The sequence below is a fragment of the Pseudoduganella sp. R-43 genome, assembly GCF_049913255.1.
Lineage (GTDB): Bacteria > Pseudomonadota > Gammaproteobacteria > Burkholderiales > Burkholderiaceae_D > Rugamonas.
Genome location: NZ_CP183988.1, coordinates 4,725,529 through 4,751,026, shown reverse-complemented (window position 1 = coordinate 4,751,026; position 25,498 = coordinate 4,725,529). Strand labels below are relative to the sequence as shown.

General features: G+C 61.0%; 26 protein-coding genes, 6 tRNA genes and 1 pseudogene. 22 read left to right on the top strand and 11 right to left on the bottom strand.

What is annotated here, in order from left to right; genetic code table 11:
- Nucleotides 1-2 precede the first annotated feature (2 nt).
- Genes ACN9M3_RS21435 through ACN9M3_RS21425 form a run of 3 tightly spaced genes read right to left on the bottom strand, consistent with a single transcriptional unit; the run spans nucleotide 3 to nucleotide 2,648 of the window.
- Nucleotides 3-806, bottom strand: coding sequence for a hypothetical protein (locus ACN9M3_RS21435; RefSeq protein ID WP_426318563.1), 804 nt, complete (start codon nucleotides 804-806; stop codon nucleotides 3-5).
- On the bottom strand, nucleotides 793-1,452 hold the full coding sequence (locus ACN9M3_RS21430) for a hypothetical protein (RefSeq protein ID WP_426318562.1): 660 nt from the start codon (nucleotides 1,450-1,452) through the stop codon (nucleotides 793-795). Before ACN9M3_RS21430 ends, ACN9M3_RS21435 begins: the two co-directional genes overlap by 14 nt.
- Nucleotides 1,449-2,648: an exo-alpha-sialidase gene (locus ACN9M3_RS21425; RefSeq protein WP_426318561.1), complete on the bottom strand. Its 1,200-nt coding sequence runs from the start codon at nucleotides 2,646-2,648 to the stop codon at nucleotides 1,449-1,451. The genes ACN9M3_RS21430 and ACN9M3_RS21425 overlap by 4 nt, the downstream gene beginning before the upstream one ends.
- Before the next feature lie 207 nt (nucleotides 2,649-2,855).
- Between ACN9M3_RS21425 and ACN9M3_RS21420 the strand changes: the two genes are divergently transcribed.
- Nucleotides 2,856-3,110: a hypothetical protein gene (locus ACN9M3_RS21420; RefSeq protein WP_426318560.1), complete on the top strand. Its 255-nt coding sequence runs from the start codon at nucleotides 2,856-2,858 to the stop codon at nucleotides 3,108-3,110.
- A 14-nt stretch (nucleotides 3,111-3,124) separates the two neighbouring features.
- On the opposite strand, the gene panC is transcribed toward ACN9M3_RS21420, so the two are convergent.
- From panC to ACN9M3_RS21400, 4 genes are read right to left on the bottom strand one after another with little or no spacing between them, the layout of a single operon-like run.
- Complete coding sequence (gene panC / locus ACN9M3_RS21415; protein ID WP_426162547.1) at nucleotides 3,125-3,964, bottom strand: pantoate--beta-alanine ligase; 840 nt, start codon at nucleotides 3,962-3,964, stop codon at nucleotides 3,125-3,127.
- Between the two features lie 8 nt (nucleotides 3,965-3,972).
- Nucleotides 3,973-4,893 carry a segregation and condensation protein A gene (locus ACN9M3_RS21410; RefSeq protein ID WP_426162546.1) on the bottom strand — a complete coding sequence of 307 codons (921 nt, stop codon included), beginning with the start codon at nucleotides 4,891-4,893 and terminating at the stop codon, nucleotides 3,973-3,975.
- A 20-nt stretch (nucleotides 4,894-4,913) separates the two neighbouring features.
- Nucleotides 4,914-5,123: a DUF3460 family protein gene (locus ACN9M3_RS21405; RefSeq protein ID WP_426162545.1), complete on the bottom strand. Its 210-nt coding sequence runs from the start codon at nucleotides 5,121-5,123 to the stop codon at nucleotides 4,914-4,916.
- A gap of 50 nt (nucleotides 5,124-5,173) precedes the next feature.
- Complete coding sequence (locus tag ACN9M3_RS21400) at nucleotides 5,174-6,181, bottom strand: porin (RefSeq protein ID WP_426162544.1); 1,008 nt, start codon at nucleotides 6,179-6,181, stop codon at nucleotides 5,174-5,176.
- Between the two features lie 184 nt (nucleotides 6,182-6,365).
- On the opposite strand from ACN9M3_RS21400, the gene ACN9M3_RS21395 reads away from it, so the two are divergent.
- The 3 genes from ACN9M3_RS21395 to ACN9M3_RS21385 are packed head-to-tail and all read left to right on the top strand — an operon-like array spanning nucleotide 6,366 to nucleotide 7,650.
- Nucleotides 6,366-6,545: a hypothetical protein gene (locus tag ACN9M3_RS21395; RefSeq protein WP_426162543.1), complete on the top strand. Its 180-nt coding sequence runs from the start codon at nucleotides 6,366-6,368 to the stop codon at nucleotides 6,543-6,545.
- Nucleotides 6,546-6,574: 29 nt separating this feature from the next.
- Nucleotides 6,575-7,477, top strand: a complete 903-nt coding sequence (locus tag ACN9M3_RS21390; protein WP_426318559.1) for a DMT family transporter — start codon at nucleotides 6,575-6,577, stop codon at nucleotides 7,475-7,477.
- Nucleotides 7,478-7,512: 35 nt separating this feature from the next.
- Complete coding sequence (locus tag ACN9M3_RS21385) at nucleotides 7,513-7,650, top strand: hypothetical protein (RefSeq protein ID WP_426162541.1); 138 nt, start codon at nucleotides 7,513-7,515, stop codon at nucleotides 7,648-7,650.
- Nucleotides 7,651-7,660: 10 nt separating this feature from the next.
- Here the strand turns inward: ACN9M3_RS21385 and ACN9M3_RS21380 are convergent.
- Nucleotides 7,661-9,808: pseudogene (locus tag ACN9M3_RS21380) on the bottom strand (TonB-dependent receptor).
- Nucleotides 9,809-9,895: 87 nt separating this feature from the next.
- On the opposite strand from ACN9M3_RS21380, the gene ACN9M3_RS21375 reads away from it, so the two are divergent.
- Both ACN9M3_RS21375 and ACN9M3_RS21370 read left to right on the top strand, forming a co-directional pair.
- Entirely contained in the window at nucleotides 9,896-11,053 is a 1,158-nt protein-coding gene (locus ACN9M3_RS21375) for a PepSY-associated TM helix domain-containing protein (protein ID WP_426318558.1), read from the top strand.
- Entirely contained in the window at nucleotides 11,050-11,211 is a 162-nt protein-coding gene (locus ACN9M3_RS21370; RefSeq protein WP_426162538.1) for a hypothetical protein, read from the top strand. The genes ACN9M3_RS21375 and ACN9M3_RS21370 overlap by 4 nt, the downstream gene beginning before the upstream one ends.
- An 80-nt stretch (nucleotides 11,212-11,291) precedes the next feature.
- Here the strand turns inward: ACN9M3_RS21370 and tnpA are convergent, their stop codons facing one another.
- Entirely contained in the window at nucleotides 11,292-11,708 is a 417-nt protein-coding gene (tnpA, locus tag ACN9M3_RS21365) for an IS200/IS605 family transposase (RefSeq protein ID WP_426318557.1), read from the bottom strand.
- A 21-nt stretch (nucleotides 11,709-11,729) separates the two neighbouring features.
- Between tnpA and ACN9M3_RS21360 the strand changes: the two genes are divergently transcribed.
- Together ACN9M3_RS21360 and ACN9M3_RS21355 are read left to right on the top strand one after the other, a co-directional pair.
- The gene (locus ACN9M3_RS21360) at nucleotides 11,730-12,905 is read left to right on the top strand and encodes an RNA-guided endonuclease InsQ/TnpB family protein (RefSeq protein ID WP_426318556.1); all 1,176 of its coding nucleotides are present in this window, start codon (nucleotides 11,730-11,732) and stop codon (nucleotides 12,903-12,905) included.
- A 178-nt stretch (nucleotides 12,906-13,083) separates the two neighbouring features.
- Complete coding sequence (locus ACN9M3_RS21355; protein ID WP_426162535.1) at nucleotides 13,084-13,476, top strand: TonB-dependent receptor domain-containing protein; 393 nt, start codon at nucleotides 13,084-13,086, stop codon at nucleotides 13,474-13,476.
- A gap of 250 nt (nucleotides 13,477-13,726) precedes the next feature.
- On the opposite strand, the gene ACN9M3_RS21350 is transcribed toward ACN9M3_RS21355, so the two are convergent.
- Together ACN9M3_RS21350 and metG are read right to left on the bottom strand one after the other, a co-directional pair.
- On the bottom strand, nucleotides 13,727-14,206 hold the full coding sequence (locus ACN9M3_RS21350; RefSeq protein WP_426162534.1) for a GNAT family N-acetyltransferase: 480 nt from the start codon (nucleotides 14,204-14,206) through the stop codon (nucleotides 13,727-13,729).
- Nucleotides 14,207-14,208: 2 nt separating this feature from the next.
- On the bottom strand, nucleotides 14,209-16,374 hold the full coding sequence (gene metG / locus ACN9M3_RS21345) for a methionine--tRNA ligase (RefSeq protein ID WP_426318555.1): 2,166 nt from the start codon (nucleotides 16,372-16,374) through the stop codon (nucleotides 14,209-14,211).
- 82 nt (nucleotides 16,375-16,456) lie between these two features.
- Between metG and apbC the strand changes: the two genes are divergently transcribed.
- The 14 genes from apbC to ACN9M3_RS21275 all read left to right on the top strand — a co-directional run bounded on the left by apbC (nucleotide 16,457) and on the right by ACN9M3_RS21275 (nucleotide 25,495).
- Nucleotides 16,457-17,539, top strand: coding sequence for an iron-sulfur cluster carrier protein ApbC (gene apbC / locus ACN9M3_RS21340; RefSeq protein ID WP_426318554.1), 1,083 nt, complete (start codon nucleotides 16,457-16,459; stop codon nucleotides 17,537-17,539).
- Complete coding sequence (locus ACN9M3_RS21335) at nucleotides 17,539-18,612, top strand: WD40/YVTN/BNR-like repeat-containing protein (RefSeq protein ID WP_426318553.1); 1,074 nt, start codon at nucleotides 17,539-17,541, stop codon at nucleotides 18,610-18,612. The genes apbC and ACN9M3_RS21335 overlap by 1 nt, the downstream gene beginning before the upstream one ends.
- A gap of 10 nt (nucleotides 18,613-18,622) precedes the next feature.
- A complete protein-coding gene (locus tag ACN9M3_RS21330) occupies nucleotides 18,623-19,009 on the top strand; it encodes a DUF4399 domain-containing protein (protein WP_426162529.1) in 387 nt (128 codons plus the stop codon).
- 116 nt (nucleotides 19,010-19,125) lie between these two features.
- Complete coding sequence (gene gltX / locus ACN9M3_RS21325; protein ID WP_426318552.1) at nucleotides 19,126-20,520, top strand: glutamate--tRNA ligase; 1,395 nt, start codon at nucleotides 19,126-19,128, stop codon at nucleotides 20,518-20,520.
- A gap of 75 nt (nucleotides 20,521-20,595) precedes the next feature.
- Nucleotides 20,596-20,671: transfer RNA gene (locus ACN9M3_RS21320), tRNA-Ala, on the top strand.
- 46 nt (nucleotides 20,672-20,717) lie between these two features.
- Nucleotides 20,718-20,793 (top strand) — tRNA-Glu (locus ACN9M3_RS21315).
- 26 nt (nucleotides 20,794-20,819) lie between these two features.
- Nucleotides 20,820-20,895, top strand: a tRNA-Ala gene (locus ACN9M3_RS21310).
- A gap of 40 nt (nucleotides 20,896-20,935) precedes the next feature.
- Nucleotides 20,936-21,011 (top strand) — tRNA-Glu (locus ACN9M3_RS21305).
- Between the two features lie 26 nt (nucleotides 21,012-21,037).
- A tRNA-Ala gene (locus tag ACN9M3_RS21300) sits at nucleotides 21,038-21,113 on the top strand.
- A 30-nt stretch (nucleotides 21,114-21,143) separates the two neighbouring features.
- A tRNA-Glu gene (locus tag ACN9M3_RS21295) sits at nucleotides 21,144-21,219 on the top strand.
- 114 nt (nucleotides 21,220-21,333) lie between these two features.
- The gene (locus ACN9M3_RS21290) at nucleotides 21,334-21,837 is read left to right on the top strand and encodes a hypothetical protein (protein WP_057259100.1); all 504 of its coding nucleotides are present in this window, start codon (nucleotides 21,334-21,336) and stop codon (nucleotides 21,835-21,837) included.
- Between the two features lie 81 nt (nucleotides 21,838-21,918).
- The gene (locus ACN9M3_RS21285) at nucleotides 21,919-23,016 is read left to right on the top strand and encodes a c-type cytochrome (protein ID WP_426318551.1); all 1,098 of its coding nucleotides are present in this window, start codon (nucleotides 21,919-21,921) and stop codon (nucleotides 23,014-23,016) included.
- Nucleotides 23,017-23,027: 11 nt separating this feature from the next.
- Nucleotides 23,028-24,839, top strand: coding sequence for a cytochrome c oxidase subunit I (ctaD, locus tag ACN9M3_RS21280; protein ID WP_426318550.1), 1,812 nt, complete (start codon nucleotides 23,028-23,030; stop codon nucleotides 24,837-24,839).
- Nucleotides 24,836-25,495, top strand: coding sequence for a cytochrome c oxidase subunit 3 (locus tag ACN9M3_RS21275; RefSeq protein ID WP_426318549.1), 660 nt, complete (start codon nucleotides 24,836-24,838; stop codon nucleotides 25,493-25,495). Before ctaD ends, ACN9M3_RS21275 begins: the two co-directional genes overlap by 4 nt.
- The last annotated feature ends 3 nt before the right edge of the window (nucleotides 25,496-25,498 follow it).

Sequence of the window (25,498 nt, the reverse complement as noted above, 5' to 3'; positions counted from 1 at the left end):
TCTTAGCCCATCATGGCGCCGGCGCCGGCGCTGAGCAGCCAGGCGGTCAGCAGCAGGAATACCATCACGCAGCTGAACAGCTTGTCCACCAGGCGCGCTTCCGCGGTCTGCTGGAACACTGCAGGCTGGTTGTAGCCGAAGCCGAGGAAGTAGGCGGCAAAGATGGTGGACATGTAGTGCACGGCGCCGAACAGTTCGCCCAGTTCGCCCTTGCGCGGATGGTCGATCAGCACATGCGACAGGGCCACCAGCACCAGGTAAACCAGGGAGACCGGCAGCGGCGGCAGGTACACGCCGAATTTTTCCACGAAGTTGCGCACGGCAGGGCGGGTGCGTGCCAGCAGCGGCAGGATCACGTTATGGGTCAGGCCGGCCAGCAGGATCATCTTCAGCATGATGGTCTTGTGGATGCTGCCGCTTTTGCCGATGGCCAGGTTATGCAGGTTGGTTTCGCCCTGGCGGTTGTTGTGGGCGAAGAACTCGGAAGACTGAACGTGCAGGATGCGCTGGAACCAGCTGATCTCTTCCATTGCCGCGGCCGCCACCAGCAGGCCCAGGCCAAGCATGCCGAGGGTGGCCAGGTCAAAGCCGCTGCGTTTCCAGCGTTCGACGCCGGCAAATACCAGCAGGCCCGCAGTCATGGCGAAGCACAGGAACTGCAGCCATTCGACGATGCCGTCTTCGGTCAGGACACGCATCAGTTGTTCGCTCGAACCCCTTACCGACACTGCCAGCAATAGCGCGAAGATATTGATGGCAATGCCGGTCACCAGGACCGGATGCGAATACCACTTACGATTTACCACTGACTACTCCTTGATTGATATTGTTTGTTGCAAGATTGCGTTCCCGTTTACGCCAGGCCTCGATCGCCAGCGACAGCACGGCCCAGATCCACAGCATGGGATCGAGCAGTGCGTCCCACAGGTTCCCCGTGGGCAGGCGCAATAAAGTGAACAGCGTGAGGGCGCCAAGTGTAGCAAAGGCTTGCGGGCGCGAGCGGCCCTGGATAATCCAGGCTACGCACAGCGCCATGGCAGCCAGCGCGAACAGCGGCGCGCCGCGCGGGCCGAAACCCCAGAAATACAGGCCCAACGAAACCAGTCCCAGCGCGTCGAGATAGAGGATTGTACCAAGCAGCGCGATCGCGCTGGCGAGGGTGGGCGGCAGGACGGCCCTGGCGGAACCCGGCCACCAGGGTTGGGCCAGGCGCGCCAGGCAAAGGCCAACCAGCAAGCCGCTCGGCCACTGCAGCGCCAGCGCAATCCAATAGGCGGGCGAGAACTGCCCTGGCAGCAGCGTCAGCACAACCATGGAGCCGAGCAACAAGGCGGTGGCGCGGCGTGACAGTTGGCGGGAAGCTGGCAGCAGCGCGGCAACCAGGGTTGCCAGCACGACGCCCCAGGCCAGCTTGCCATACGCGATTTGCAGCAGCAGGTCAGGCAGGGTCACTCCGAACCCCCGTCGAAATCCAGCTCGATGACATGATGGGCAATCGCTTCGCGGCGCGAGGTGTAAGTGATATGCAGTTCATCGCCGACCTGATGCAGGTCGGGGTAGGAAAATTCCTCGCCAGCGCTGCCATGGGCGATATCGGTCACATGCGTCCAATGGCGGCCGTCATTGGTGGTCGACAGGCGCAGCACATTGCGGTCGGAACCGCCGGGCAGCACATGGTTATGCAGCAGGGCGATACTGCCGTTGCTGAGGCGCAGGGCGCTGAGGGAGGTACTCTGGTTCGGCAGGGAGAGCGCCGGCAGGTCGTCCCAGTTGACGCCACCGTCGTTGCTGCGCGCGTGCTGGACCCGCTGTTCACGGCTCGCATCGCGCATCCAGGCGTGCACCTCGGACGGGGAGAAGGGCACGATGGTCGGCTGCAGCGTCGTGATGCGGCTGCCAATGCGCGAAATCCAGCGCGGGTCGCCGTTCTGGTCGAAGGCCAGCATCAGCGGGTATTTGATGCCCATTTCGAAATAGGCCGGCAGCAGCCAGCCGCCATCGGCCAGGCCGACTGGAGTGGTGCGGACCAGCATGCTGGTGTTGAAGAGTGGCGACATCGGCAGCACGCGCTTGACCGTGAAGCTCTTGCCCTGGTCATCGGACACCATCTGCACTACACGCGATGCGGCCCATCCGCCTAGGCCCGTGGCCACTACAAACAGGTTGAGGTGCCCTTCGGGCGAGGCCCAGGCAACCGGGTTGCCAACGCGGCGCACGCCATAGCCCAGGGCGGCCGACAGAGACTCGCGGCTGGCCACTTCCCACGGCTGGGCCCAGGTCTCGCCGTTCCAGTGCGAGGCATAGACTTTCACGTCAGGCCCGCTTTCGCGGCTGCCGGCCCACCAGAATGCGGCCATGCGGCCGCCGGGCAGGGGGGTCATGGCACTGGAATGCGCCATGGGAGCGTTAGGCGGAGTTGGCAGCAGGGTGGCGCTGCGCGGAATGAAGCTGACCTTGCCGTGTTGGGCCGGGGCGACCAGCATGGCCGGGTTGGCAACGCGTACGTTGAGCCAGCGCCTTGCCTCGACTCCGGCAGCAATGACCAGGATGGCCACGCACATCACCTTGAAATAAAGGGATGCGTTGCCGGTTCTGTCTTGGGTGCTATCAGCCCTGGTGATGGCGCTAGCGCCCAAACGGAATTCCATCCTGATATTCCTATTTGCTAAGGTTCGGTCTGCAAGTGAAAATTCACAAGTGGAGCATCCTACAATAAAGAAAGCTTTTGTGGGAATTTTCTGAAAGATCGGTTCCCGGCTAGCAAAAACTTAGTTGTGTTAAATCAACATTCGGAGTCATTAAGCGGAAATATTGACTGCGTAGCATCGGGAACAGGCTGGCTTACAGGAGGCGCCATGTTCTTCATCCGATACTGCTGGACCTTGTCGCTTAAAGCGCAATTGGCAATCGGCATCGCGCTGCTGGCGGCGCTGGCGTCGGCGCATGGCAGCAATGCCCAGGCTGATGAGTTTGCAGCACTGCATCAGGCACGCTGCATGCAGCAGCCTGGTTTGCCAGCGGCCGAACTATGCGCGCTGCGCACAGTCCAGCTCGCTTCGCAGTTGCGCGGAGTGGAATTCGGCGACCAGGTCGCCGAAGCCTTGCGCTGACCGGCGGTGCCGGTTCAGATTTCGAGGTTGTCGATCAGGCGGGTGGTGCCGAGTTTGGCTGCGGCAAGCACCACCAGCTTTTCGCCTTGCGCCAGGTCGCCGGCGTTTGGCGGCTGCAAGTCGTTGCGCTTGCGGATCGAGATGTAGTCAGGCTTCCAGCCGCGCGCTGCCAGTTCGTCCATCGCCTTGTGCTCCAGCTGGAACACGTCGAGGTGGCCGCCGCGTACTTCATCTGCCACCTGGTTCAGCGCGCGGTACAGCGCAGGCGCTTCGGCGCGTTCGTCGGCCGACAGGTACATATTGCGCGAGGACAGGGCCAGGCCGTCGTCGGCGCGGTAGGTCTCGGCAGCGACGATCTCGGTCGGCATGCCAAGCTGGCGTGCCATGTTACGGACGATCATGAGTTGCTGGTAGTCCTTCTTGCCGAACACAGCCACTTTTGGCTGCACGCAGGAGAACAGCTTGGTCACCACGGTGCACACGCCACCGAAGAATCCCGGGCGGAACTCGCCTTCCAGCGTATTGCCCAGGCCGTCTGGCGGCTGTACGCGGTACTCCTGCGGTTCCGGATACATATCCTTTTCGGTTGGCGCGAACAGCACGTACACGCCTTCCTTCTCCAGCTTTTCCACGTCGGCCTGGAAGGTGCGCGGATACTTGTCGAAGTCTTCGTTCGGGCCGAACTGCAGGCGGTTCACGAAAATGGAAGCCACCACCGGGTCGCCGTGCTTGCGCGCCAGGCGCATCAGCGACAGGTGGCCTTCATGCAGGTTGCCCATGGTTGGCACGAAAGCGGTACGTAACTGGCCACTCAGCTGGTCGCGCAGTTCTTCGATATTGGAGATGATTTTCATAGTTTTTTTCAGGCAGGCGAATAAGCAAGGCGCACGTAAATCGGTGCGAACGGCTCCGCCTGGGTAATTTCAATCAGGGTTTCCTTGGCCAGCTCCAGCATCGCCACGAAGTTCACCACCACCACCGGCGGCGGCGATTCCGGGTTGAACAACTCGGTAAATTCGATGAAGCGGCTCGATTGGAGCTTGCGCAGGATGGAGGTCATGTGCTCGCGCACCGATAGCTCTTCGCGGGTGATCTTGTGGTGCTGCTTCAGCGTGGCGCGCTTCATCAGCGTGCGCCAGGCGTCCTGCAAGTCGACCACGGCCACTTCCGGCCAGGTGGGCACCAGGCTTTGTTCGATGAAGATCTGGGTGCGCACGAAGTCGCGGCCGACCTGGGGCAGGGTGTTCAGGTCGTAGGCGGCCAGCTTGATCTGTTCGTATTCGAGCAGGCGGCGCACCAGTTCCGCACGCGGGTCTTCCGCCTCCACGTCGAGGTCGTGCTGGCGCTGCGGTAGCAGCATGCGCGACTTGATCTCGATCAGCATGGCCGCCATCAGCAGGTATTCGGCGGCCAGCTCCAGGTTCGACTTGCGGATTTCCTCCACGTAGCTCAGGTATTGCAGCGTTACCTGGGCCATCGGGATGTCGAGGATGTTGAAGTTCTGCTTGCGGATCAGGTACAGCAGCAAGTCCAGCGGGCCTTCAAACGCTTCGAGGATGACTTCCAGCGCATCGGGCGGGATGTAGAGGTCGTTCGGCAGTTTGAGCACCGGCTCGCCGTACAGGCGTGCAAATGCGGCGCCTTCGGCTTCCGCCGGGGCGCTCGCGTCGGGTGGCGCGTCGTCCGCGCCGCTGCCTGGTCCGCCTGCATCAGGCGGCAAATCCGCGGCGACGGCCAGTTCTGCCTGTTCGGCCTGTTCGTCCACCGCGTCTTTTGGCGACATGCTGTGTGCCGTCCCGGCTCTTATACCTTGTTCTGGTACACGTAAGCCTGTTGCTTGACGGTCGAAGCCTTGTTACGGGCCTGTTCGTCCAGCGAAGTCATTGGCTTGTCCCACAGGATGGCGCGGCCGGCTTGCTGGCCAGCTTCCATTTGCGGGTTCTTGGCCTTCAGGTCCTTGATGAACAAGGTATGGTCGGACTCGTATTTGTGATTCTGCTTGAGGAATTTCATATTGTGAAAATAACTGGGTTCAGCAACGGACATTTTACCGTCTTTTCTCGTCAGAAACGATGCCGGATGCCAGCTACGTAGGTATTTCCCTTGCTAGCGTTGCTAATCTTGTCGTACATCAGCACCGCATACAGGTCGGTGCGCGGCGAAACGTTGTAATCGTAGCCGGCGGCGCCGGTGTCGCGGTGGAATTCCGGCACGACTTTGGCTTTCTCCGTCAGGCGTGACCAGGCCACCATCCAGCGTCCCGCGCCGCCATGGGTTGGGATGGTGAAGCCGGCGTGCACCGAATGGGCGTCGCGTTCGCTGACCTTGGCCTGGTGGTCGGAATAGGAAGCGAACAGCTTGATTGCCTTGAAGTCATAGGAAGCCGCGGCCAGGTAGGTCCGTTGTTCCGGCACTGCAGCGCTCAGGCCTGGTCCAAAGCGCACGTTCACTGCACCCACCGTCACAGCCAGTTCCTTGCCGGCATGTTTGGCGACTGCCGCCCAGTTGTTGTTATGGGCACCGGGCTGTTCGCCAAGCGAGTACTGGGCGACGAACGTAGTGTCATATACCGGGTTGGAAGCATATTGGATCGAGTTGCTCCAGCCGGTATCGCCCAGGGTCGCGTTGCCGCCGACCGCGGTATAAATCTGGTTGATCAGCGGCGAAAAGCGGGTCGAGGGCCCGAACGGGTTGATCTGGCCGGCGGCGACAAACAGGGGGTTGGCAATGCGCCCCAGGCGCACCAGGCCAAAATCGCCGGCCAGGCCGACGTTGGCATTACGTGCAAATATTGCCTCGCCGGGGAAGCGGCCTGCCTCGCCTGTATCGCCGCGGAAGAAGCCTTCGATCTGGAACTGGGCTTTCAGGCCGCCGCCCAGCGCTTCCGTGCCGGAAAAGCCGTAATAGGAGGTGATCATGCCGCCGCTGTTGACCGCGTTCACGGCCTGCGGCGCGCTGGCAGTCGCGGTGCGGCCGGCGAAGGCGTCGACCACGCCGTAGATCGTGACCTGGGTTTGCGCCGAAGCGGCGAAGGGAAGGATGAGGGTGATGGCTGGGAGCAGTCGTTTCATGGATACCTTCTTAATATTGTTGTTTAGGCCTCGTGCTGCGCCCCCATTGTCACTGCTGCCCAGTCCGCCGACAAGTGAATCTTCCCCGGGCGTGGGCGCGGAACCACGCGCCGGTTTGCCAGCGCACAGACTTGCAACTGTGCGCAAGCGACAGTGACGGCTCGATTCGGCAAAGGAGACCGCCATGACCCAGAGCAAACAACTCAGCAAACAGAACCGCCAAGCGGTGCAGAACGTCGAGTCCGACCAGACGGGCAACAGGAACACCGCCAAGCGCAACACGAAGAACGAGCAGTCCCGCACCAAGGCCGGTAGCGACGAGGGCGCGGGTGGCGGGGCAAAACAGAAGGCCAAGCGCGGTTAGTTCAGAAATAGCGTATCCTTGCGGGCACAATGAAACCCCGCACAGCGATACTCCTGACCATACCGCCACTGCTTTGGGCAGGGAATGCGATCGTCGGGCGCCTGGTGGCACACGACGTGCCGCCGATCCTGCTCAACTTCCTGCGCTGGGCAATTGCGTTTATCTTGCTGCTGCCATTCGCCGGGCCGATTTTCCGCCGCGGCAGTGGCCTCTGGGCCAACTGGCGGCGCTTCACGTGGCTGGGCTTGCTCGGCATCGGGCTCTACAACGCGCTTCAATACCTCGCCCTGCAAAGTTCCACGCCAATCAATGTGACACTGGTGGCGTCAGGCATGCCGGTCTGGATGATGCTGACCGGCTGGCTGTTTTTCGGTGCTGGCGTCTCGCGGCGCCCGGTCGCCGGTGCTGTGTTGTCCATTGCCGGGGTGTTATTGGTATTGGCGCGCGGCGAATGGACCCATTTAATGGAGTTGCGCCTGGTGGCCGGCGATATATTCATGATCCTGGCAACGATTGCATGGTCCTTATATAGCTGGCTGCTAACCCGCACTACGGGACCTGCTGATATTCGCGGGCATTGGGCGAGTTTCCTGCTGGCGCAAGTGGCATTTGGCGCGGCTTGGTCTGGATTATTTGCCGCCGGCGAGGCTGTCATTTCCGCGGCTGTTATTCACTGGAGCTGGCCTTTATTCGCCGCGCTGCTGTATGTCGCAATCGGGCCGGCGATTATCGCTTTTCGGTGCTGGGGCGCCGGCGTTCAACAGGCTGGACCGGCAGTCGCGGCATTCTTTGTCAACCTGACGCCATTATTTACTGCATTGCTGTCGTCCTTGATTCTCGGGGAAGCGCCGAAAATTTATCACGCCATCGCATTTATCCTGATTATCGGCGGGATTATTGTTTCCTCCGGCCGTGCGCCAGCCCGGCGTTGAATCTGATAATTTCAAATTTTCCGCCGGAGGTTGCCATGCGTATCCTCGCTCCTGCCGCGCTGGTCGCGGCACTCCTCGTTTCCGCCTGCCAGAAGCCGCCGCCCAAGCCGCCCAAGCCCATAGCAGCGCTGGAAGTCGGGGGCGGCCAGTTATTGGCGCAATCAAGCCAATAATTGGCGTATATCAGAAATCGATGCTGGCCGAAACGGTTGCTGTGCGCGGCGCGCCGGCAACCAGGTAGCCGGCGCCGGGATAACCGCCCGCCGATGCCCAGTAATGATGGTCGAAGGCATTATCAAGGCGGACACGGAAGGTCACGTCTCGGTCGGCAATACGGGTTGTGTAATTCAGGCCCAGGTCAATGCGGTTCCACGACGGTAATTGCTGCTGGTTGGCGCCATCGGCAAATTGCTTGGACGTTTAAACCGCCCGTGCATTGAATGTCAGGCCAGGCACTGCATTCAAATCCCATTCGCCGCCGATATTCAGCTGGGTTTTCGGTACCCCAATGACGTCCTTGCCCTGGTTAACGGCGCCGGCGGTGCGGCGCTGTTCGGCATCCAGCAGGGTCAGGCCGCCCAGCAGGCGCACGCCGCGCATCGGATTGCCGAATACCGATAATTCCAGGCCGCGATTGCGCTGTTCACCGAAAACGCCGAAATGGCGGTTTTCGACATGAGCCGACGGCATGCCGGTGGAAAATACCGCGGCGCTGAATCCCAGCGAACCGGTATCGAATTTCACGCCCAGTTCCTTCTGCCGCGACGTGTAGGGTGCGAAAGTTTCGCCGACATTATCGATGTCGGTGCCTGAGGCGACCGGGCCCTGCTGCAAGCCTTCGATGTAGTTGGCGTAGAGCGACATCCCTTTGGCCGGTTTGAAAACAATGCCGGCCATCGGCGAGACGGCGCTTGCGTCGTAGGCCGCATTTTCGGCGCCTGTGTTGTAGTCGTAGCCAAACACCTTCATCGACTGGTGGCGGATACCTGCGGTCAGCAGCCATCGGCCCTGGTCAAGCGACATGGTGTCGGCAAGGGCGTAGCTGGACAGGATGCTCTTGCTGGTGACCAGCGGCTCATCCATTTTGCCGCCAGTGAAGAAATTGGCGGCTGGCGCTGCCACGTCCACCGGGCGGTAAATATTGGTCGCAAACCCGGGGAAGAAGTTGCTCATTGCGTAAGCGTTCTTCGACTCCTGCCAATAGCCGGATAAAGTCGCGCTCAGGCTGTGGCTGATGGCGCCGGTTTGCAGCTTGCCGCGCAGGCCGGCCTCGCCCGTGCGCACGCTGTCTTTGCGGGCATTGTCGAAACGGTACATGGTGGCGCTGCCGTCGCTGGCGCTGACTGTCGGCGAAGCGAGGATATTGAATTCCTTGCCGCTGCGGACACCCAAGGCGGCCCAGGCCACGGCGTCTTTGGCCAGGTCGATTTCGCCGCGCAGGGTGCCGAAGGTGTCGCGCTCTTCCGAAGTGGTCCAGTTTTGCGCAAAATTGGACGAGGCATCGGGAGCGACCGGCAGGGCAATGCCGGGCGCCACGGTCACACTTGGACGTGCCCCGGTCAATTCGTGCGATTGGTGGCCGATGTCTGCCGACAGGCGATAGCCATTGCCACGATAGTCCAGGCCCGCTGACAGCACGCTCAGCTCGCGGCCCTCGCGGTCGATCGCAGTGCCGCCATCGCGGCGTACGGCATTGATGCGCAGGCCGGTGCGCTGCTCGGGCCCGAAGCGGCGCCCCAGGTCCAGTGCTGCATAGCCCTGGCCTCCAGATTCGGCGCCAATCGTCAGTGATGTCAAGTCGCGGTTGCCGGCGCGCTTGGGCAGCAGGTTGATGGTGCCGCCGATGCCGCCGCCGCCCGGTTGGGCGCCGTTGATGAAAGTGTTCGCGCCACGGAAGACTTCCACGCGCTCCAACAACTCGGAGGCGACAAACTGGCGCGGCAGCATGCCGTACAGGCCGTTATATGCCAGGTCGTCAGAATTGACGGCGAAGCCGCGGATCACGTACAGCTCCTGGTAATTGCCGAAGCCGCGCGCCACCCGCACGGACGGATCGTTCTGCAGCACGTCGGCCACCGACCGTGCCTGCTGGTCCTGGATCAGGGCCTGGGTGTAGTTGGTGGTATTGAACGGCGTGTCCATCATGTCCATGTTGCCCAGCAGGCCGAGGCGGCCGCCGCGAGCGACCTGGCCGCCGGCATACGCCTTGGGCAGGCCTTCGGCCGAGGCGTCGGCGGAGGCGCTGACGACCACGGTCTGCATGTCCTCGGCGGTTGCTGGACTGCTTGCCAGGATGGCGGCTGCGAAGGCGAGGGGAGTGAGTTTGTACATGGAAGACTAGCCAAAATTAGTTGCTGAATGTAATATCTTGGACGAAATGCGAATCGTTCGCATTTGCATAGTTTAACAATTGCCCCGATGAGCCCGAAAATTACCCGCCGCTGGGCGTGGATCCACAAATGGAGCAGCCTGGTCTGCACCGTCTTCATGCTGCTGCTTTGCCTGACCGGGCTGCCGCTGATTTATCACCACGAGATCGGCCATGTGATGGGCTACGAGACGGAAGCGCCGGAAATGCCGGCAAACACCCCGAAAGCCAACATCGACGACATCATCGCGGCAGGCAAGGCCCTGTACCCCGGCAAGATCATGATGTACATGTCGCAAGAGGCCGATGAACCGAACATCTGGAACCTGACCCTGGGCGACCATCCGACCGACGAGAACTTCAAGCCGGTCGCGGTCGATGCGCGCACGGACAAAGTCCTGGCGCAACACAATTTCGAGGACACCTTCCTGGGCGTGATGTTCCATCTGCACGTGGACCTGTATGCGGGCCTGTGGGGCAAGCTCTTCCTCGGTTTCATGGGCTTGCTGCTGGTCGTTGCAATCATTTCCGGCGTGGTCTTGTACGCGCCGTTCATGCGCAAGCTCGATTTCGGCACGGTGCGGCGCGACCGTGCTCCGCGCCTGAAATGGCTGGACATGCATAACCTGCTGGGCATCGTGACGCTGGTTTGGGCGCTGGTGGTGGGCGCGACCGGCATGATCAATACCTGGGCCGACTTGCTGCTCAAGTACTGGCAGGTCACGGAAATGGCGGAAATGGTGGCGCCCTACAAGAACCTGCCACCGCCGTCCACGCTGGCGTCGATGCAGGATTCCATGCAGCGCGCCCTGGCGGCCGAACCGGGCATGAAGATCGGCTTTATCGCCTTCCCGGGGACGCCATTTACCAGCGCGCATCACTACGGCATCTTCATGCGCGGCGACCAGGCGCTGACGTCGCGCCTGTACAAGCCGGTGCTGGTCGATGCGCAAACGGCGCAGGTCACCGATAACCGCGACTTGCCGTGGTACCTGACCGCGCTACTGATTTCGCAGCCGCTGCACTTCGGTGATTACGGCGGCCAGGCCATGAAATTGCTGTGGGCCTTGCTCGACATCGCCACGATCATCGTGCTGGGCAGCGGCCTCTACCTGTGGCTCAAGCGCGGCGTTGTTGCGGGCGCCAACGCGGCCCCCGCCGATATGGCGGAGGTACCGGCAGTCGCGCTGGAAGGAGCCGGCAAATGAACTGGAAACTCTGGGGCGCCCCGATCGCGCTCGGTGTCTCGACCACCATCGGCCTGGTTTCCGCGCTGGTAGGGGATGGATGGCTGGACGCCATCTCCGCCGTCACCCTCGGGGCACCGGTCGCGGCCGGCATCTGGTACGGCTGGCGTCGTAGCTGAAATTCCTTGATCCAGGGCGCGGCAAAGCCCGCCGTTCAGGCCGGGGTCAAGAGCGCGGACGGCGAAGCCGTCCTGCACACTTAGTGTGGTGTCTTTTGCTGTTCGACGTACTGGCGAATCACCGCTATCGGCGCACCACCGCAACTGCCAGCAAAATAGGATGGTGACCACAAGGTGCCGCCCCATAGCTTCTGGCGGATACTTGGATAATGCTTTTTGCGGATCATCCTGCTCGAGACGCCTTTCAGGCTGTTGACCAAATGCGAGACGGCGACTTTGGGTGGGTAGTTCACCAGCAGGTGCACTTGATCGTGTTCGCCGTCAAATTCCACCAGCTCGGACTCGAAGTCTGCGCAGACGTTGGCGAAGATCGGCCGCAGGTCTTCCAGGATATCCTTGGTAAAGACATCGCGGCGATATTTTGTCACAAAGACCAAATGGACATGCATCATGAAGACGCAATGCCTACCGTGCCTGAGGTCGCTTGAAATGGCCATAGACCAAAATATACTGAATCCATGGAGCGTCTTCAAGCCTACAAATTCGAGCTGAAGCCAAGCGGTGGCCAACTATCTCTCTTGCGCCGCTTCGCCGGCGCATGCCGCTACGTCTTCAACAAGGCGTTGGCACTGCAACAGGAGAATTACGCGGCCGGCAACGGCTATATCGGTTACGTGGCCATGGCGAGAAATTTGACGGCATGGCGTCATGACCAGGAAACGCCATGGCTGCGGGATGCGCCATGTCACCCGTTGCAGCATGCGTTGAAACATCTCGACGCAGCCTTTCGAAACTTCTTTGCCAAGCGCACGGGCTGCCCCCGCTTCAAGCGCAAAGGCTGCGGTGATGCATTCCGCTACCCGGATCCGAAACAGATCAAACTCGATCAGGGCAATAGCCGCATCTTCCTGCCCAAGCTGGGCTGGCTGCGCTACAGGAACAGCCGTCAAGTCCTGGGGGAAGTGCGCAATGTCACGGTCTGCTGCGCAGCCGGTAAATGGTTTGTCGCTATCCAGACCCGGCGTGAGGTCGAAGAGTGTCTTCCTGCCGGTAAAACAGCCATCGGCGTGGACGTCGGCATTGTTCATCTCGCTGCCACGAGCGACGGGAAATTCGTCGAGGCAGCCAATAGCTACAGGAAGCATCTAAAACGCCTGTCTCTGCTCCAGCGTCGCATGAGCCGCAAGGTGAAATTCAGCAGCAACTGGCAAAAGGCGAAAGCCGGTGTGCAGAAGCTCCACGCCCGCATTGCCAACCTTCGTAAAGACGTCTTGCACAAGGCCTCCACGACGATCAGCAAAACCCACGCGATCGTCTGCATCGAGGATCTGCAGATTGGCAATATGGTGCGTTCGGCCAAAGGGACATTGCAGCAGCCTGGACGAATGGTTGCTCAGAAAAGCGCCCTGAATCGTCGCATCCTGGACCAGGGATGGGGGGAATTCAGGCGACAGCTGGAATACAAGCTGGCCTGGCGGGGCGGCATATTGCAGGTCGTGCCGCCGCGGCATACAAGCCAGACTTGCCCGAGCTGCGGACATGTGTCGCCAGAGAACCGGCGAACGCAAGCGAAATTTAAATGTGTCGCATGTGCTTATGAAAATCACGCCGATATGGTTGGCGCGATCAATATTTTAGAGCGGGGACTCCGCTTGTTAGCCTGTGGAGAGCGGAGCAGTCAGGCCGCCCGATGAAGCAGGAACCCGCCGAATCGACCTGAGTGCTTTTGCGTTCAGGCGACGTAGGAATCCCCCCCTTCCCGGCCGTATGGCCGGCGAACGTTAGTGAGAGGGGGAGGAGGTCAACCAGCTTAAGCGGGAAAGTGGCGGCTTAAAACTAGAGTGAGATTCATTCTCATTTGCGTTGAAAGCCATGACCCGTTTCAGCCCCACCCAGATCTCCCTGGCCGTTGCCGCCGCATTCCCCGCCTGCTCCGCTTTTGCCGATGACTCCCAAGTACTGCCGCAAGTGGATGTGCATGCGGCGGCGGAGCAGGGCTATGCCCAGCAGTCGACTTCGACCGCCACCAAGCTGGGTGTGGTGTATCGCGACAGCATTTACACCTCGACGGCCAATACCGTGATCCTGCCATCGTACACGCGTGTGGATGGCGCGCTGTTCTACAGCTTCGGCAGCGACTACCGCCTGCAACTGAACGTCGAGAACCTGCTCGACAAGAAGTACTACGCTTCAGCGCACGGTGACAACAACATCATGCCCGGCGCCCCGCGCAGCTACAAGCTGTCCCTGAACGCCAAGTTCTGACCCGGCCGGCCTGTTACTCACGTCCGGCTCTGCGGGCGGGAGGGCACTGGCGGCGCGTGTACAGGAACGACCAGATTGAAACGGAAACTCCGACCGTAACGCCAATGGCTCCGATTGCAAACACCAAATAATTCAACATTGCAGCCTACCTCACGAGGTGATGGAAAGTTGCCAGGCAAAGTAATGCGGACGCAGAGGTGCTTAGATCGCCCGTTCGCCTTTCTCCAACCATGATTAGAGTATAGCGCTGTCAGTGGCGTAGCAGGCGGCGCATGACCAGTGGGGCCGGTTCCAGCGGGTTGGCGTGGGAGTATTCGAGTTCCTCGGCCAGGGTGAATTCGTAGGCAGTGTAGAAGTCGATCAGCTTGGGCTGGTCGCTGCGCACGGCGAGGCGCAGTTCTTCGATGCCGGCGGCCAGGGCGTGATGGATCACGGCTTCCAGCAGGTGCTGCGACAGGTTGGTGCCGCGGTAGTCGGCTACCACGCCCATGCGCAGGATTTCCCACACATCAGGCTCCGCATCGAGCGGCAGCCAGCGCACGGAGCCGATCGGCGTGTCGCCGTCGAGCAAAATAAAACCGCCGCCGTCGCGCAGGTGGTCGGCGACGTAGACGGCGGTTTCACGGTGTCCGCTGGAGGTGACATTGACCTTGCCGGCCCACGCTTTGCGCGTGAGCTCGGCGATCAGGGGCGCATCTTCAGCAGTTGCTTCGCGGACGATTATGTCCATGCTTAGCTGATGCGCATGCCCGGCGTGGCGCCCGGCCATGGGTTGAGGATGTAGATGCCTGGATTGGACTTCTCATCAACCGCCGATGCTGCCATCACCATGCCTTCGGAGACGCCGAACTTCATCTTGCGTGGCGCCAGGTTGGCAACCAGGACGGTCAGCTTGCCGACCAGGTCTTCCGGCTGGTACATCGACTTGATGCCGGAGAAGACGTTGCGGTGGCGGCCTTCGCCCGCGTCCAGCGTCAGGCGCAGCAGCTTGTCGGAACCTTCAACGTGTTCGCAGTTGACGATTTTGGCGATGCGCAGGTCGACCTTGAAGAAATCGTCGACCGAGATTTCGGGGGCGATGACTTCGATGCCAGTTTCGGTGACGGCAGGGCCAGCAGGAGCCTTGGACTTGGCGGCTTTCTCAGGCTTGGCTGCGGCGGCTGCAGGAGCGGCGGCGGCCGGCGCAGGCGCGTCGAACAGGTCCTCGATCATCTTGGCGTCCACGCGGGTCATCAGGTGGCTGTAGGCGCCGATGGTGCGGCCAAGCAGCGGCTGCCATGCGGCGCCCGATGCCACCGAGGTATCGGCCCAGGTGTAAGCGGCATCGTTCAGGAAGGTGCGCACATTGCTTGCAACGCCCGGCAGCACTGGCGACAGCAGGATGGTCAGCTGGCGGAACAGGATCAGGGCAGTGGTGCAGACGTCGTGCAGTTCGGCCAGCTTGGTGTCGTCCTTGGCCAGCACCCACGGCTTGTTCTCGTCGACGAAGCGGTTGGCCACGTCGGCAATTTCCATGATTTCACGCAGGGCCTTGCCGAATTCGCGCGCTTCGAAGTTGGCGGCGATGGAGGCCTGGCGCTCGCTGCCGTCTTCGCCAACCAGGGCTTTCTTGATCCATTCCTGCGAGGATGCGGACAGTTCGGAAGCCAGCTTGCCTTCGAACTTCTTGGCAATAAAGCCAGCGCAGCGGGAGGCGATGTTGACGAACTTGCCGATCAGGTCAGAGTTCACGCGCGCCACGAAGTCGTCGCCGGTGAAGTCCAGGTCTTCGACGCGGGAGTTCAGCTTGTAGGCCAGGTAGTAGCGCAGCCATTCCGGATTCATGCCCAGGTTCAGGTAGCGCAGCGGCGAAATGCCGGTGCCGCGCGACTTGGACATCTTCTCGTTGTTCACGGTCAGGTGGCCGTGCACGGCAACCTTCATGCGGTCGATGGTCGGGTGCTTGGCAAATTGCAGCATCGCAGGCCAGAACAGCAGGTGGAAGGACACGATGTCCTTGCCGATGAAGTGAATCTGTTCCGTGCCCGGATCGGCCAGCAGCGCGTCGTAGTCGATGCCTTTCTTGCCGCAGTAGTTCTTCAGTGAAGCCAGGTAGCCGACCGGCGCATCCAGCCAGACGTAGAAGTATTTGTTCGGCGCGTCAGGAATCGGGATGCCGAAGTAGGGCGCATCGCGCGAGATATCCCAGTCCGCCAGCTTTTCGCCGGCTTCGCCCAGCCATTCGGAGACCTTGTTCACCATCTCAGGCTGCAAACGGCCCGGGGTGTTCAGCCAGTCGCGCAGGAACTCGAAGCAGCGCGGGTCGGACAGCTTGAAGAAGTACTGTTCCGAAGGCTTCAGGATCGGGGTGGCGTTGGTAAACACCGAGTACGGGTTGATCAGGTCGGTCGGCTGGTAAGCAGCGCCGCACACTTCGCAGTTGTCGCCGTACTGGTCCTTGGCGTGGCACTTCGGGCACTCGCCCTTGATGTTGCGGTCGGCCAGGAACATGCCCTTGACCGGGTCGAAAAAGCGGTCAACGGTCTTGGTCTGGATCAGGCCAGCGTCGCGCAGCTTGCGGTAGATGCCCTGGGACAGTTCCACGTTTTCCGGCGAATCGGTGGAATACCAGTTATCGAAAGCGATATGGAAACCGTCCAGGTACTGCGGGCGGCCGGCGGCGATCTTGGCCACGAATTCCTGCGGGGTGATGCCTTCTTTTTCAGCGGCGATCATGATCGGGGTGCCGTGGGTGTCATCGGCGCCCACGAAGTGCACTTCGCGCAAACCGTCGCCCTCGGCCTGCATTCGCTGGAAACGGACCCAGATGTCGGCCTGGATGTACTCCATCATGTGGCCGATGTGGAAGGCAGCGTTTGCGTATGGCAGGGCAGTGGTGACGAACAGCTTGCGAGTCATAATTGATGCGCTTGTAAGGTGGATAAAAAGAGCATTTTACCAGCGGATGCGCTAGACTGCGCCATCACCAATGGAGAATTGCATGAGTATCACCGTAGATGACGTCAAATCAGCACTGTCCAAAGTAATTGACCCTAATACAAACAAGGACTTTGTTTCCTCCAAATCGGTCCGCAACCTGAAGGTCGAGGGCGGCGAAATCAGCCTGGAGATCGAGCTGGGCTATCCAGCCAAGTCGCAAATCGAATCGATCCGCGCCAATGTGCTGGCTGCCTTGCAGCCGCTGGGCGCGAAAGTGAACCTGAACATCGCCAGCAAGATCATTTCCCACAGCGTGCAGCGCGGCCTGAAGCTGATGCCGAACGTGAAGAATATCATCGCCGTTGCTTCAGGCAAGGGTGGCGTCGGCAAATCGACCACCGCTGTCAACCTGGCGCTGGCGCTGGCTGCCGAAGGCGCGTCCGTGGGCGTGCTGGATGCCGATATTTACGGCCCGTCGCAGCCGATGATGCTGGGCGTTTCCGGCCGTCCGACCACTTCCGACGGCAAGACCATGGACCCGATGGAAGGCCATGGCATCCAGGTTTCCTCGATCGGTTTCCTGATTGACCCTGACGAGCCGATGGTGTGGCGCGGTCCGATGGTCACCCAGGCCCTGCAGCAGCTGCTGGAACAGACCAACTGGCGCGACCTGGACTACCTGATTGTCGATATGCCGCCTGGTACTGGCGACATCCAGTTGACCCTGTCCCAGAAGGTGCCGGTGACCGGTGCCGTGATCGTCACCACGCCGCAGGACATCGCGCTGCTGGACGCGCGCAAGGGCCTGAAGATGTTCGAGAAGGTCGGCATCCCGATCCTGGGCGTGGTGGAGAACATGAGCACCCATATCTGCTCGAACTGCGGCCATGTGGAAGAAATCTTCGGCCATGGTGGCGGCGAAAAGATGTGTGCCGATTTTGGCGTGGACTTCCTGGGCGCGCTGCCTTTGAAGCTGGCGATCCGCGAGCAGGCCGATTCCGGCAAGCCGACTGTGGTTGCTGAGCCGGATGGCGCCGAAGCTGCGATTTACAAGGCGATCGCGCGCAAGGTGGCGGTGAAGGTGGCCGAAAAGGCCAAGGATATGAGCAGCAAGTTCCCTAGCATCGTCATCAAGCACGACTGATGCTGCGCGCCATCCCTTGCGCGGTACTTGCCGCACTGGCCGGTTGCTCGGCATTGCCACCGGTTGCCGAGTCGCCTGCGCCAGTTCGTGCGGCAGCATGGGTGCCGCAGCAGCACGCAGCCACCACTGAGCTGCGCGGCCTGTCCGTCCTGAGCGATAAGGTGGCGTGGGCCAGTGGCGCCAAGGGTACCGTGCTTTGTACAGTGGATGGCGAGCATTGGACGCTACTTGCGGTGCCCGGCGCGGAAGCTTTCGACTTCCGCGATATCGAAGCATTTGACGCCAACACGGCCATCGTGCTGGGCGCCGGCCCCGGTGCGGCCTCACGCATGTATCGCACACGCGACGGAGGCGCCAGCTGGCAACTGCTGGTCGTGAACAAGGATGCTGAAGGCTTCTGGGATGCCATGGCGTTCTGGGATAGCCGCAACGGCATTGTGTTCGGCGACCCGGTGCGCGGCGCCTTCCAGATCCTCGTGACCAGCGACGGCGGCGAAAGCTGGCAACCAGTGAGCGACCCTGGCGGCCTGGCAGCGCTTCCGCAGGAGGGCGCGTTCGCCGCCAGTGGAACCTGCCTGAGCGTGGGCGGGAGGGCCGATGCGTGGTTTGTCACCGGTGGGGGAGCCCAATCACGGGTGTTCCGCTCGGTCGACCGAGGACAAAGCTGGCAGGCCGCGACGCTGCAGATTCCGGCTGCTGCGACTAGCAAGGGCGCCTTCTCGGTCGGGTTTGCCGGCAACGGGCGCGGCATCGTTGCAGGAGGCGACTACAAGGAGCCATCGCTGGAAACGCTGAATGGCGCCATCAGTCTCGATGGCGGGGCAGGCTGGTCGCCAGCGCAAATCCTGCCTGCCGGCTTCATGTCGGCAGTGGTGCCTGTGCCCGGGACAAGCGGCACTTTCGTGGCCGTTGGCCTGGCCGGCTCGGGCTATACCCGCGACGGAGGCAAAAGCTGGGCAATTATCGAAAAGGAAACGAAACTGAACGCCGTTGGCTTTTCAGCTTCCGGCGCCGGATGGGCAGTCGGGCCGAAAGGCTTGATCGTCAAGTACGTTGGACCCCCTCTCAGATAAGGAGACAGATATGCAGAAGATCCTGGCGGCCCTCGCAATGACCCTGGTTGCAGGCACAGTGGCAGCGCAATCGGTGGATTTCACCGAGCCCAAGAACGGCGCGGTTGTCAGCAGCCCATTCAAGGTCAAATTTGCGGTCACCGGCATGGAAGTGAAGCCAGCCGGCACCATGGACAGCAACACCGGCCACCACCACCTGCTGATCAATGGCGACAGCATGAAGGTTGGCGAATCGATCCCCTTCGACGAAACCCACCTGCACTTTGGCAAAGGCCAGACCGAAACCGAAGTCACGCTGCCGCCGGGCACCTACAAACTGACGATGCAATTCGCCAACGGCGCCCATCAAAGCTACGGCCCCGGCCTGTCCAAGAGCATCACCGTCACAGTCAAGTAACTGTTGAAAGTCGGGGTCAGGTCTGGCAATCGGACATTTTGTCCGATTGCCAGACCTGACCCCGACTTTCATTACAGGTAGAATTACGCCTTTATATTTTTCGCTTTCCACTCGAAATGACTCAAGTCCGTACCCGTTTCGCACCTAGCCCGACCGGTTTCCTGCATCTTGGCGGCGCGCGCACTGCGCTGTATTCCTGGGCTTTCGCACGCCACTTCGGCGGTACTTTCGTGCTGCGTATCGAAGACACCGACCTGGAGCGTTCGACCCCGGAAGCGGTGCAGGCGATCCTGGATGGCATGGAGTGGCTCGGCCTGCAGCATGACGAAGGCCCGTTCTACCAGATGAAGCGGATGGACCGTTACCGCGAAGTGGTGGCGCAGATGCTGGCTGCCGGTACCGCCTATCATTGCTATTCGTCGCCGGAAGAAGTGCAGGCCATGCGCGACAAGGCGACTGCGGCCGGCGAAAAGCCGCGCTACGACGGTACCTGGCGTCCGGAAGAGGGCAAGACCTTGCCGCCGGTCCCGGCTGACCGCAAGCCTGTGGTGCGTTTCAAGAATCCGCTGGATGGCGATGTGAGCTGGACTGACGTGGTCAAGGGCCCGATCACCATTTCCAACAAGGAGCTGGACGACCTGGTCATCGCCCGCCCGGACGGCACCCCAACCTACAATTTCTGCGTTGCGGTGGACGATTGGGATATGCAGATCACTCACGTTCTGCGCGGCGACGACCACGTGAACAACACTCCGCGCCAGATCAACATCCTGCGCGCCATCGGCGCCAAGCTGCCGGAGTACGGCCACCTGCCGATGATCCTGGGCTCGGATGGGTCCAAGCTGTCCAAGCGCCACGGCGCCGTCAGCGTGATCGACTATGCCGACAAGGGCTACCTGCCGGAAGCCATGCTGAACTACCTGGCGCGCCTGGGCTGGTCGCATGGCAACGATGAGCTGTTCTCGATGGAGCAGTTCACCGAATGGTTCAACCTGGAGAGCCTGACCGCGTCGTCGGCGCAGTTCGACTTCGACAAGCTGGCCTGGGTCAACAACCACTGGATCAAGCAAGCCGACAACGCCCGCCTGGCCGAGCTCGCCAAGAAGCCGCTGCTGGCTGCCGGCGCCGTCTTCGAGGGCGCGCCTGAACTGGCCACCGTGATCGGCCTGCTGAAGGACCGCGCCAACACCATCGTCGAACTGGCCGACGCTGCAATGCTGTTCTACCGCGCGCCCAACCCTGATGCGGCCCTGATGACCCAGCATTACACCGATGCCGTCAAGCCTGCCGTGGCCGACTTCGCTGTCCGCATCGCCACTGTCGAGTGGACCAAGGAAGCCATCGCCGCCATGATCAAGGAAGTGCTGGCCGCACACGGCCTGAAAATGCCTCAGCTGGCGATGCCGCTGCGCCTGATGGTGGCCGGCCAACTGCAGACGCCTGCTATCGATGCAGTGCTGCAATTGTTCGGACGCGACACCGTGGCAGCCCGCCTGAGCAAGTTTGCGTAAATAATTTCGACAATCTTGCAAATTAGCATTTGCAATTTAAAGAAGGGCTGCTATACTTCTGTCTCCTTCGAAAACGGGGGTATAGCTCAGCTGGGAGAGCGCTTGCATGGCATGCAAGAGGTCAGCGGTTCGATCCCGCTTACCTCCACCAGTTTAGCGAAGGAAAAGCAGTAAAACGGTAGTAAAGGCAGTCCAGGGTCCCCATCGTCTAGAGGCCTAGGACATCACCCTTTCACGGTGAGTACCGGGGTTCGAATCCCCGTGGGGACGCCAAGAGCAGTAACAATCTGTGCCAGCATGGGGGTATAGCTCAGCTGGGAGAGCGCTTGCATGGCATGCAAGAGGTCAGCGGTTCGATCCCGCTTACCTCCACCAACGCGGCAGAGATTGATAGTAGTAACGGAAAGTCCATATGGTCCCCATCGTCTAGAGGCCTAGGACATCACCCTTTCACGGTGAGTACCGGGGTTCGAATCCCCGTGGGGACGCCAAGCTTTTCGCATTATGTTGTGCCCAGGGGGGTATAGCTCAGCTGGGAGAGCGCTTGCATGGCATGCAAGAGGTCAGCGGTTCGATCCCGCTTACCTCCACCAACAAGGCACAACGTAGCAATAGTCCAACAGGTCCCCATCGTCTAGAGGCCTAGGACATCACCCTTTCACGGTGAGTACCGGGGTTCGAATCCCCGTGGGGACGCCAGCATTTCTTCTTACTTCCATCCAAAACAGCCTAAAAAGCGTGCAAGCTTAACTCCTTTGCATCTTCGTGGTTTGCGTACTAATATGAGTTACGGACCCTGCACAGGAGGAAGTCATGGAACTTCGCGTGTTGCAATCGCATCGCTGGGTGGCGCGCCAGGCTGACTGGACCGCCGCAGCCATCGCCGGTTTCGGAGCCGGCGGTATCCTGATGTTGATGGAGTTGTTATGGGCCACCGTGCAAGGCGGTGACCGATGGCTGACAACCCGGATGGTAGCGGCGATGGTCATGGGCTGGGAGGTGCTGCAAACTTCCGGCTACGATCTGACCGTCGTGATTGCGGCGCTGGCAGTCCACTATATCCTCGGCATTACCTTCGCCATGATGCTGGCGGCCATCATCGCGCCGTTCCAGCTCGACTCGAGCATGGGCCTGGTAGCGCTGACCGGCGCCGCGTTTGGCGTACTTCTTTATGTACTGAATTTCTACGGCATGTCAGGCGCCTTTACCTGGTTTGCCGATTTGCGAGGATGGACAACCTTTGGCGCCCATGTCGTGTTCGGCGCCTGCTGTGCCGTGTTTTACCGCATGCTTGAGAGGCCAGAAAAACGCGAGTGAATAAGCCTTGGCAAGGTCGCCCCGCCAGTGAGCGGGGCGTAGCCGTGTGTAGTTTCCCCATAACTAACCGGGCTTATCATTATGGCGTTGGCAATCTCCCTTATCCTGATTGTTCTTGGCGCGATTATTTTTCACTGGCTCAGCCCATGGTGGCTGACTCCCATAGCCTCCAACTGGCAGGCGATGGACGATGCTTTGATGATCACGCTCGTGATCTGCGCCGCTCTCTTCATCATCATCCACCTGTTTGTCGCCTACGCCGTGGTCAAGTTCCGCCACCGCGAGGGCCATCGCGCCGCGGCGGAATCGCATAACGGCAAGCTGGAGTGGTGGCTGATCGGCGCCACCTCGCTCGGCATCGTGGCGATGCTGGCGCCGGGCCTGAACGTCTATGCCAAACTGATTTCGCCGCCGCCCAATGCCAGCGTGTTCGAAGTGATGGGCAAGCAGTGGGACTGGCATTTCCGCCTGCCTGGCAAGGACAATAAACTCGGCGCGACGGACGTGCGCTTCATCAATGCCACCAATCCCTTCGGCATCAACCCGGAAGATCCGGCCGGGCAGGATGATGTGCTGGTCGACGGCAGCGAGATCCATATTCCGCTCAACCAGCCGGTCAAGGTCATGCTGCGTGCGCAGGACGTGCTGCACGATTTCTACGTGCCGCAATTCCGCACCCGCATGAACATGGTACCAGGCCTGGTGACGCATTTCTGGCTGACGCCAACGCAAACCGGGCGCTTCGAAGTGCTGTGCGCCCAGCTTTGCGGTGTTGGGCATTCGAATATGCGCAGCGCCGTCGTGGTTGAGGAGCAGGCCGTCTACGATGCCTGGCTGGCGAAACAGCCGACCTTCAGTGGCCAAGGCGCCGTGGGCGGTGTCGGCGGCCCTGCGGAGCCGGGCAAGCAGGGCAGGCTGATCGCGCAATCGAAAGGCTGCGTAGCCTGCCACAGCGTAGACGGGGCGCCGAGCGTCGGCCCGACCTGGAAAGGGTTGTTTGGCAAGCAGGAGACGCTGGAAGGCGGCACTACCGTCGCAGTGGATGAAGCCTACCTGAAGCAATCCATCAACGACCCCAAGGCCAAAGTGGTCAAGGGCTTCCCGAACATCATGCCACCTAACCAGCTAAGCGATGAAGAAATGGCGGCGATGATCGACTACATCAAGACTGTACGCTGAGGAGACCTCGCATGTCTTATGGTGAAGAGCACGGCCACGACGACGAAGGCCATCACGCCCCGCAAAGCTTCTGGACCAAGTATGTCTGGAGCCAGGATCACAAGGTGATCGCGATCCAGTACACGCTGACGGCGCTGTTCATCGGTACTGTTGGCCTGATCCTGTCGGACCTCATGCGGCTGCAGCTTGGTTTCCCCGGCCAATTCAAGTTCATCGACCCGAACAGCTATTACCAGTTCATTACCATGCACGGCATGATCATGGTGGTGTACCTGCTGACGGCATTGTTCCTCGGAGGCTTCGGCAATTACCTCATTCCGCTGATGGTCGGGGCGCGCGACATGGTGTTCCCGTTCCTGAACATGCTGTCGTACTGGTTCTACCTGCTGGCGGTGGTCGTGCTGTGCGTGAGCTTCTTCGTGCCCGGTGGGCCGACTGGCGCAGGCTGGACGCTGTATCCCCCGCAAGCGATCCTGCCGGGCACGCCGGGCGTGGAGTGGGGCATCATCGTGATGCTGGTGTCGCTGGCGATCTTTATCGTCGCGGCCACCATGGGCGGCCTGAATTACGTTACCACCGTGCTGCAGGCACGCACGCGCGGCATGACGCTGATGCGCATGCCTCTGTCGGTGTGGGGCATATTCGTGGCGACCATCCTGGCGTTGCTGGCATTCCCGGCGCTGTTCGTCAGCGCGGTAATGATGCTGTTCGATAAGACGCTGCACACCAGCTTCTTCATGCCTGCCCTGGTCTCGATGGGGCAACAGCTCGATTACAAGGGCGGCAGTCCGCTGCTGTTCCAGCACCTGTTCTGGTTCTTTGGCCACCCCGAGGTGTACATCGTGGCCTTGCCTGCCTTTGGCGTGATTTCCGACCTGATCAGCGTGCATGCCCGCAAGTGCATTTTCGGCTACCGCATGATGGTGTGGGCTATCGTCATCATCGGCGGCTTGAGCTTCGTGGTGTGGGCGCACCATATGTACGTCAGCGGCATGCATCCGTGGTTTGGTTTCTTCTTTGCGACCACGACCCTGATCATCGCGGTGCCGACTGCGCTGAAGGTCTATAACTGGACCCTGACCCTGTGGCGCGGCGACATTCATTTGACGGTGCCGATGCTGTTCGCCCTGGGCTTTATCAGTACCTTCCTGATCGGCGGGCTGACTGGCCTGTTCCTTGGTAACGTCAGCGTCGACATTCCGCTGTCGAACACCTACTTCGTGGTGGCGCATTTCCATATGGTGATGGGCGTGTCGCCGGTGCTGGCGGTGTTCGGCGGCCTGTATCACTGGTACCCCAAAGTGACGGGTCGCATGTATAGCGAAACGCTGGGCCAGGCGCATTTCTGGATTACGTTTATCGGCGCCTATGCGATCTTCTTCCCGATGCACTATCTCGGCATCCTGGGCATGCCGCGCCGTTATTACGCCTATGAGAATTACGCCTTCATCCCCGAGTCCGCGCATACGCTGAACGCCTTTATTTCAGTGGCGGCGTTGATCGTCGGCGTGGCGCAGTTGCTGTTCCTGTTCAACCTGGCGTGGAGCGCGCGCAAGGGCGCCGTGGCAGGTGGCAACCCGTGGCGCGCCGCCAGCCTCGAATGGTATACGCCGCAAACTCCTCCGGAACATGGAAATTGGGGGCCAGAGCTTCCGTCCGTACATCGCGGCGCCTACGAATATGGCGTCGACGGCCCCGGTGCTGGCGGCGATTACATTCCGCAGAACGCTGGTCCGGAGTACGGTCCGGATCCGCACGCTCCGCCGCCGCATCCGAAGGCGCACCTGACGCCGCACCATGACCCGGCGGAGGTGCCGAAATGAGCGCCAATGCAACGTTGAGGGCAGGCGGCGGGATTCCTGGCCAACCAGGAGGCGAGGGCGGTCCGCACGGTGCTCACGACAGCGGCCCGGCCTGGCCGGATGGCGCGCGCCGCATCGGGCTTTGGGTCTTCATGGTAGTGGTCACTACTTTGTTCGGCCTGTTCGGCGTGGCTTACATGATGCGGGCCGCTTATGAAGACTGGCGTCCCATCGCCTACGTGCCGTGGCAATTGTATTCCAGCACCGCATTGCTGGTGTCGTGCAGCCTGGCCTGGGAGCTGGCGCGGCGGCATGTCGCTGCCGGCCGGCGCGAAGCGGCGCGCAGCACTTCGATTGGCGCGCTGGTGTTGTCGGTAATGTTCGTGCTTTCCCAGCTCTATGCCTGGCAGGCGATGACCGCCGCCGACTATGGCGTGGCGGCCAATCCGGCCAACAGCTTCTTCTACCTGATCACCGGCCTGCATGCCGCGCACGTACTGGGCGGCATGGTTGCCGGGGCGTTTGCAGTGCGCAGGGCGGGAGAGGCGATCGGCCTGTGCGCGCAGTACTGGCATTTCCTGTTTGTCCTCTGGCTGGCGGTGTTCGCCTTGCTGTACCTGGTGACGCCGGATCTGGTCAGGGCCTTCTGCACAACGATAGGCATTCCAGTGAGGTGAGGT

Excerpts from the sequence above, each read along its gene's own strand:
- ACN9M3_RS21425 (WP_426318561.1), bottom strand. The coding sequence starts at position 2,648 with ATGGAATTCCGTTTGGGCGCTAGCGCCATCACCAGGGCTGATAGCACC.
- ACN9M3_RS21420 (WP_426318560.1), top strand. The coding sequence starts at position 2,856 with ATGTTCTTCATCCGATACTGCTGGACCTTGTCGCTTAAAGCGCAATTG.
- panC (WP_426162547.1), bottom strand. The coding sequence starts at position 3,964 with ATGAAAATCATCTCCAATATCGAAGAACTGCGCGACCAGCTGAGTGGC.
- ACN9M3_RS21410 (WP_426162546.1), bottom strand. The coding sequence starts at position 4,893 with ATGTCGCCAAAAGACGCGGTGGACGAACAGGCCGAACAGGCAGAACTG.
- ACN9M3_RS21405 (WP_426162545.1), bottom strand. The coding sequence starts at position 5,123 with ATGAAATTCCTCAAGCAGAATCACAAATACGAGTCCGACCATACCTTG.
- ACN9M3_RS21400 (WP_426162544.1), bottom strand. The coding sequence starts at position 6,181 with ATGAAACGACTGCTCCCAGCCATCACCCTCATCCTTCCCTTCGCCGCT.
- ACN9M3_RS21395 (WP_426162543.1), top strand. The coding sequence starts at position 6,366 with ATGACCCAGAGCAAACAACTCAGCAAACAGAACCGCCAAGCGGTGCAG.
- ACN9M3_RS21390 (WP_426318559.1), top strand. The coding sequence starts at position 6,575 with ATGAAACCCCGCACAGCGATACTCCTGACCATACCGCCACTGCTTTGG.
- ACN9M3_RS21385 (WP_426162541.1), top strand. The coding sequence starts at position 7,513 with ATGCGTATCCTCGCTCCTGCCGCGCTGGTCGCGGCACTCCTCGTTTCC.
- ACN9M3_RS21375 (WP_426318558.1), top strand. The coding sequence starts at position 9,896 with ATGAGCCCGAAAATTACCCGCCGCTGGGCGTGGATCCACAAATGGAGC.
- ACN9M3_RS21370 (WP_426162538.1), top strand. The coding sequence starts at position 11,050 with ATGAACTGGAAACTCTGGGGCGCCCCGATCGCGCTCGGTGTCTCGACC.
- tnpA (WP_426318557.1), bottom strand. The coding sequence starts at position 11,708 with ATGGCCATTTCAAGCGACCTCAGGCACGGTAGGCATTGCGTCTTCATG.
- ACN9M3_RS21360 (WP_426318556.1), top strand. The coding sequence starts at position 11,730 with ATGGAGCGTCTTCAAGCCTACAAATTCGAGCTGAAGCCAAGCGGTGGC.
- ACN9M3_RS21355 (WP_426162535.1), top strand. The coding sequence starts at position 13,084 with ATGACCCGTTTCAGCCCCACCCAGATCTCCCTGGCCGTTGCCGCCGCA.
- ACN9M3_RS21350 (WP_426162534.1), bottom strand. The coding sequence starts at position 14,206 with ATGGACATAATCGTCCGCGAAGCAACTGCTGAAGATGCGCCCCTGATC.
- metG (WP_426318555.1), bottom strand. The coding sequence starts at position 16,374 with ATGACTCGCAAGCTGTTCGTCACCACTGCCCTGCCATACGCAAACGCT.
- apbC (WP_426318554.1), top strand. The coding sequence starts at position 16,457 with ATGAGTATCACCGTAGATGACGTCAAATCAGCACTGTCCAAAGTAATT.
- ACN9M3_RS21335 (WP_426318553.1), top strand. The coding sequence starts at position 17,539 with ATGCTGCGCGCCATCCCTTGCGCGGTACTTGCCGCACTGGCCGGTTGC.
- ACN9M3_RS21330 (WP_426162529.1), top strand. The coding sequence starts at position 18,623 with ATGCAGAAGATCCTGGCGGCCCTCGCAATGACCCTGGTTGCAGGCACA.
- gltX (WP_426318552.1), top strand. The coding sequence starts at position 19,126 with ATGACTCAAGTCCGTACCCGTTTCGCACCTAGCCCGACCGGTTTCCTG.
- ACN9M3_RS21290 (WP_057259100.1), top strand. The coding sequence starts at position 21,334 with ATGGAACTTCGCGTGTTGCAATCGCATCGCTGGGTGGCGCGCCAGGCT.
- ACN9M3_RS21285 (WP_426318551.1), top strand. The coding sequence starts at position 21,919 with ATGGCGTTGGCAATCTCCCTTATCCTGATTGTTCTTGGCGCGATTATT.
- ctaD (WP_426318550.1), top strand. The coding sequence starts at position 23,028 with ATGTCTTATGGTGAAGAGCACGGCCACGACGACGAAGGCCATCACGCC.
- ACN9M3_RS21275 (WP_426318549.1), top strand. The coding sequence starts at position 24,836 with ATGAGCGCCAATGCAACGTTGAGGGCAGGCGGCGGGATTCCTGGCCAA.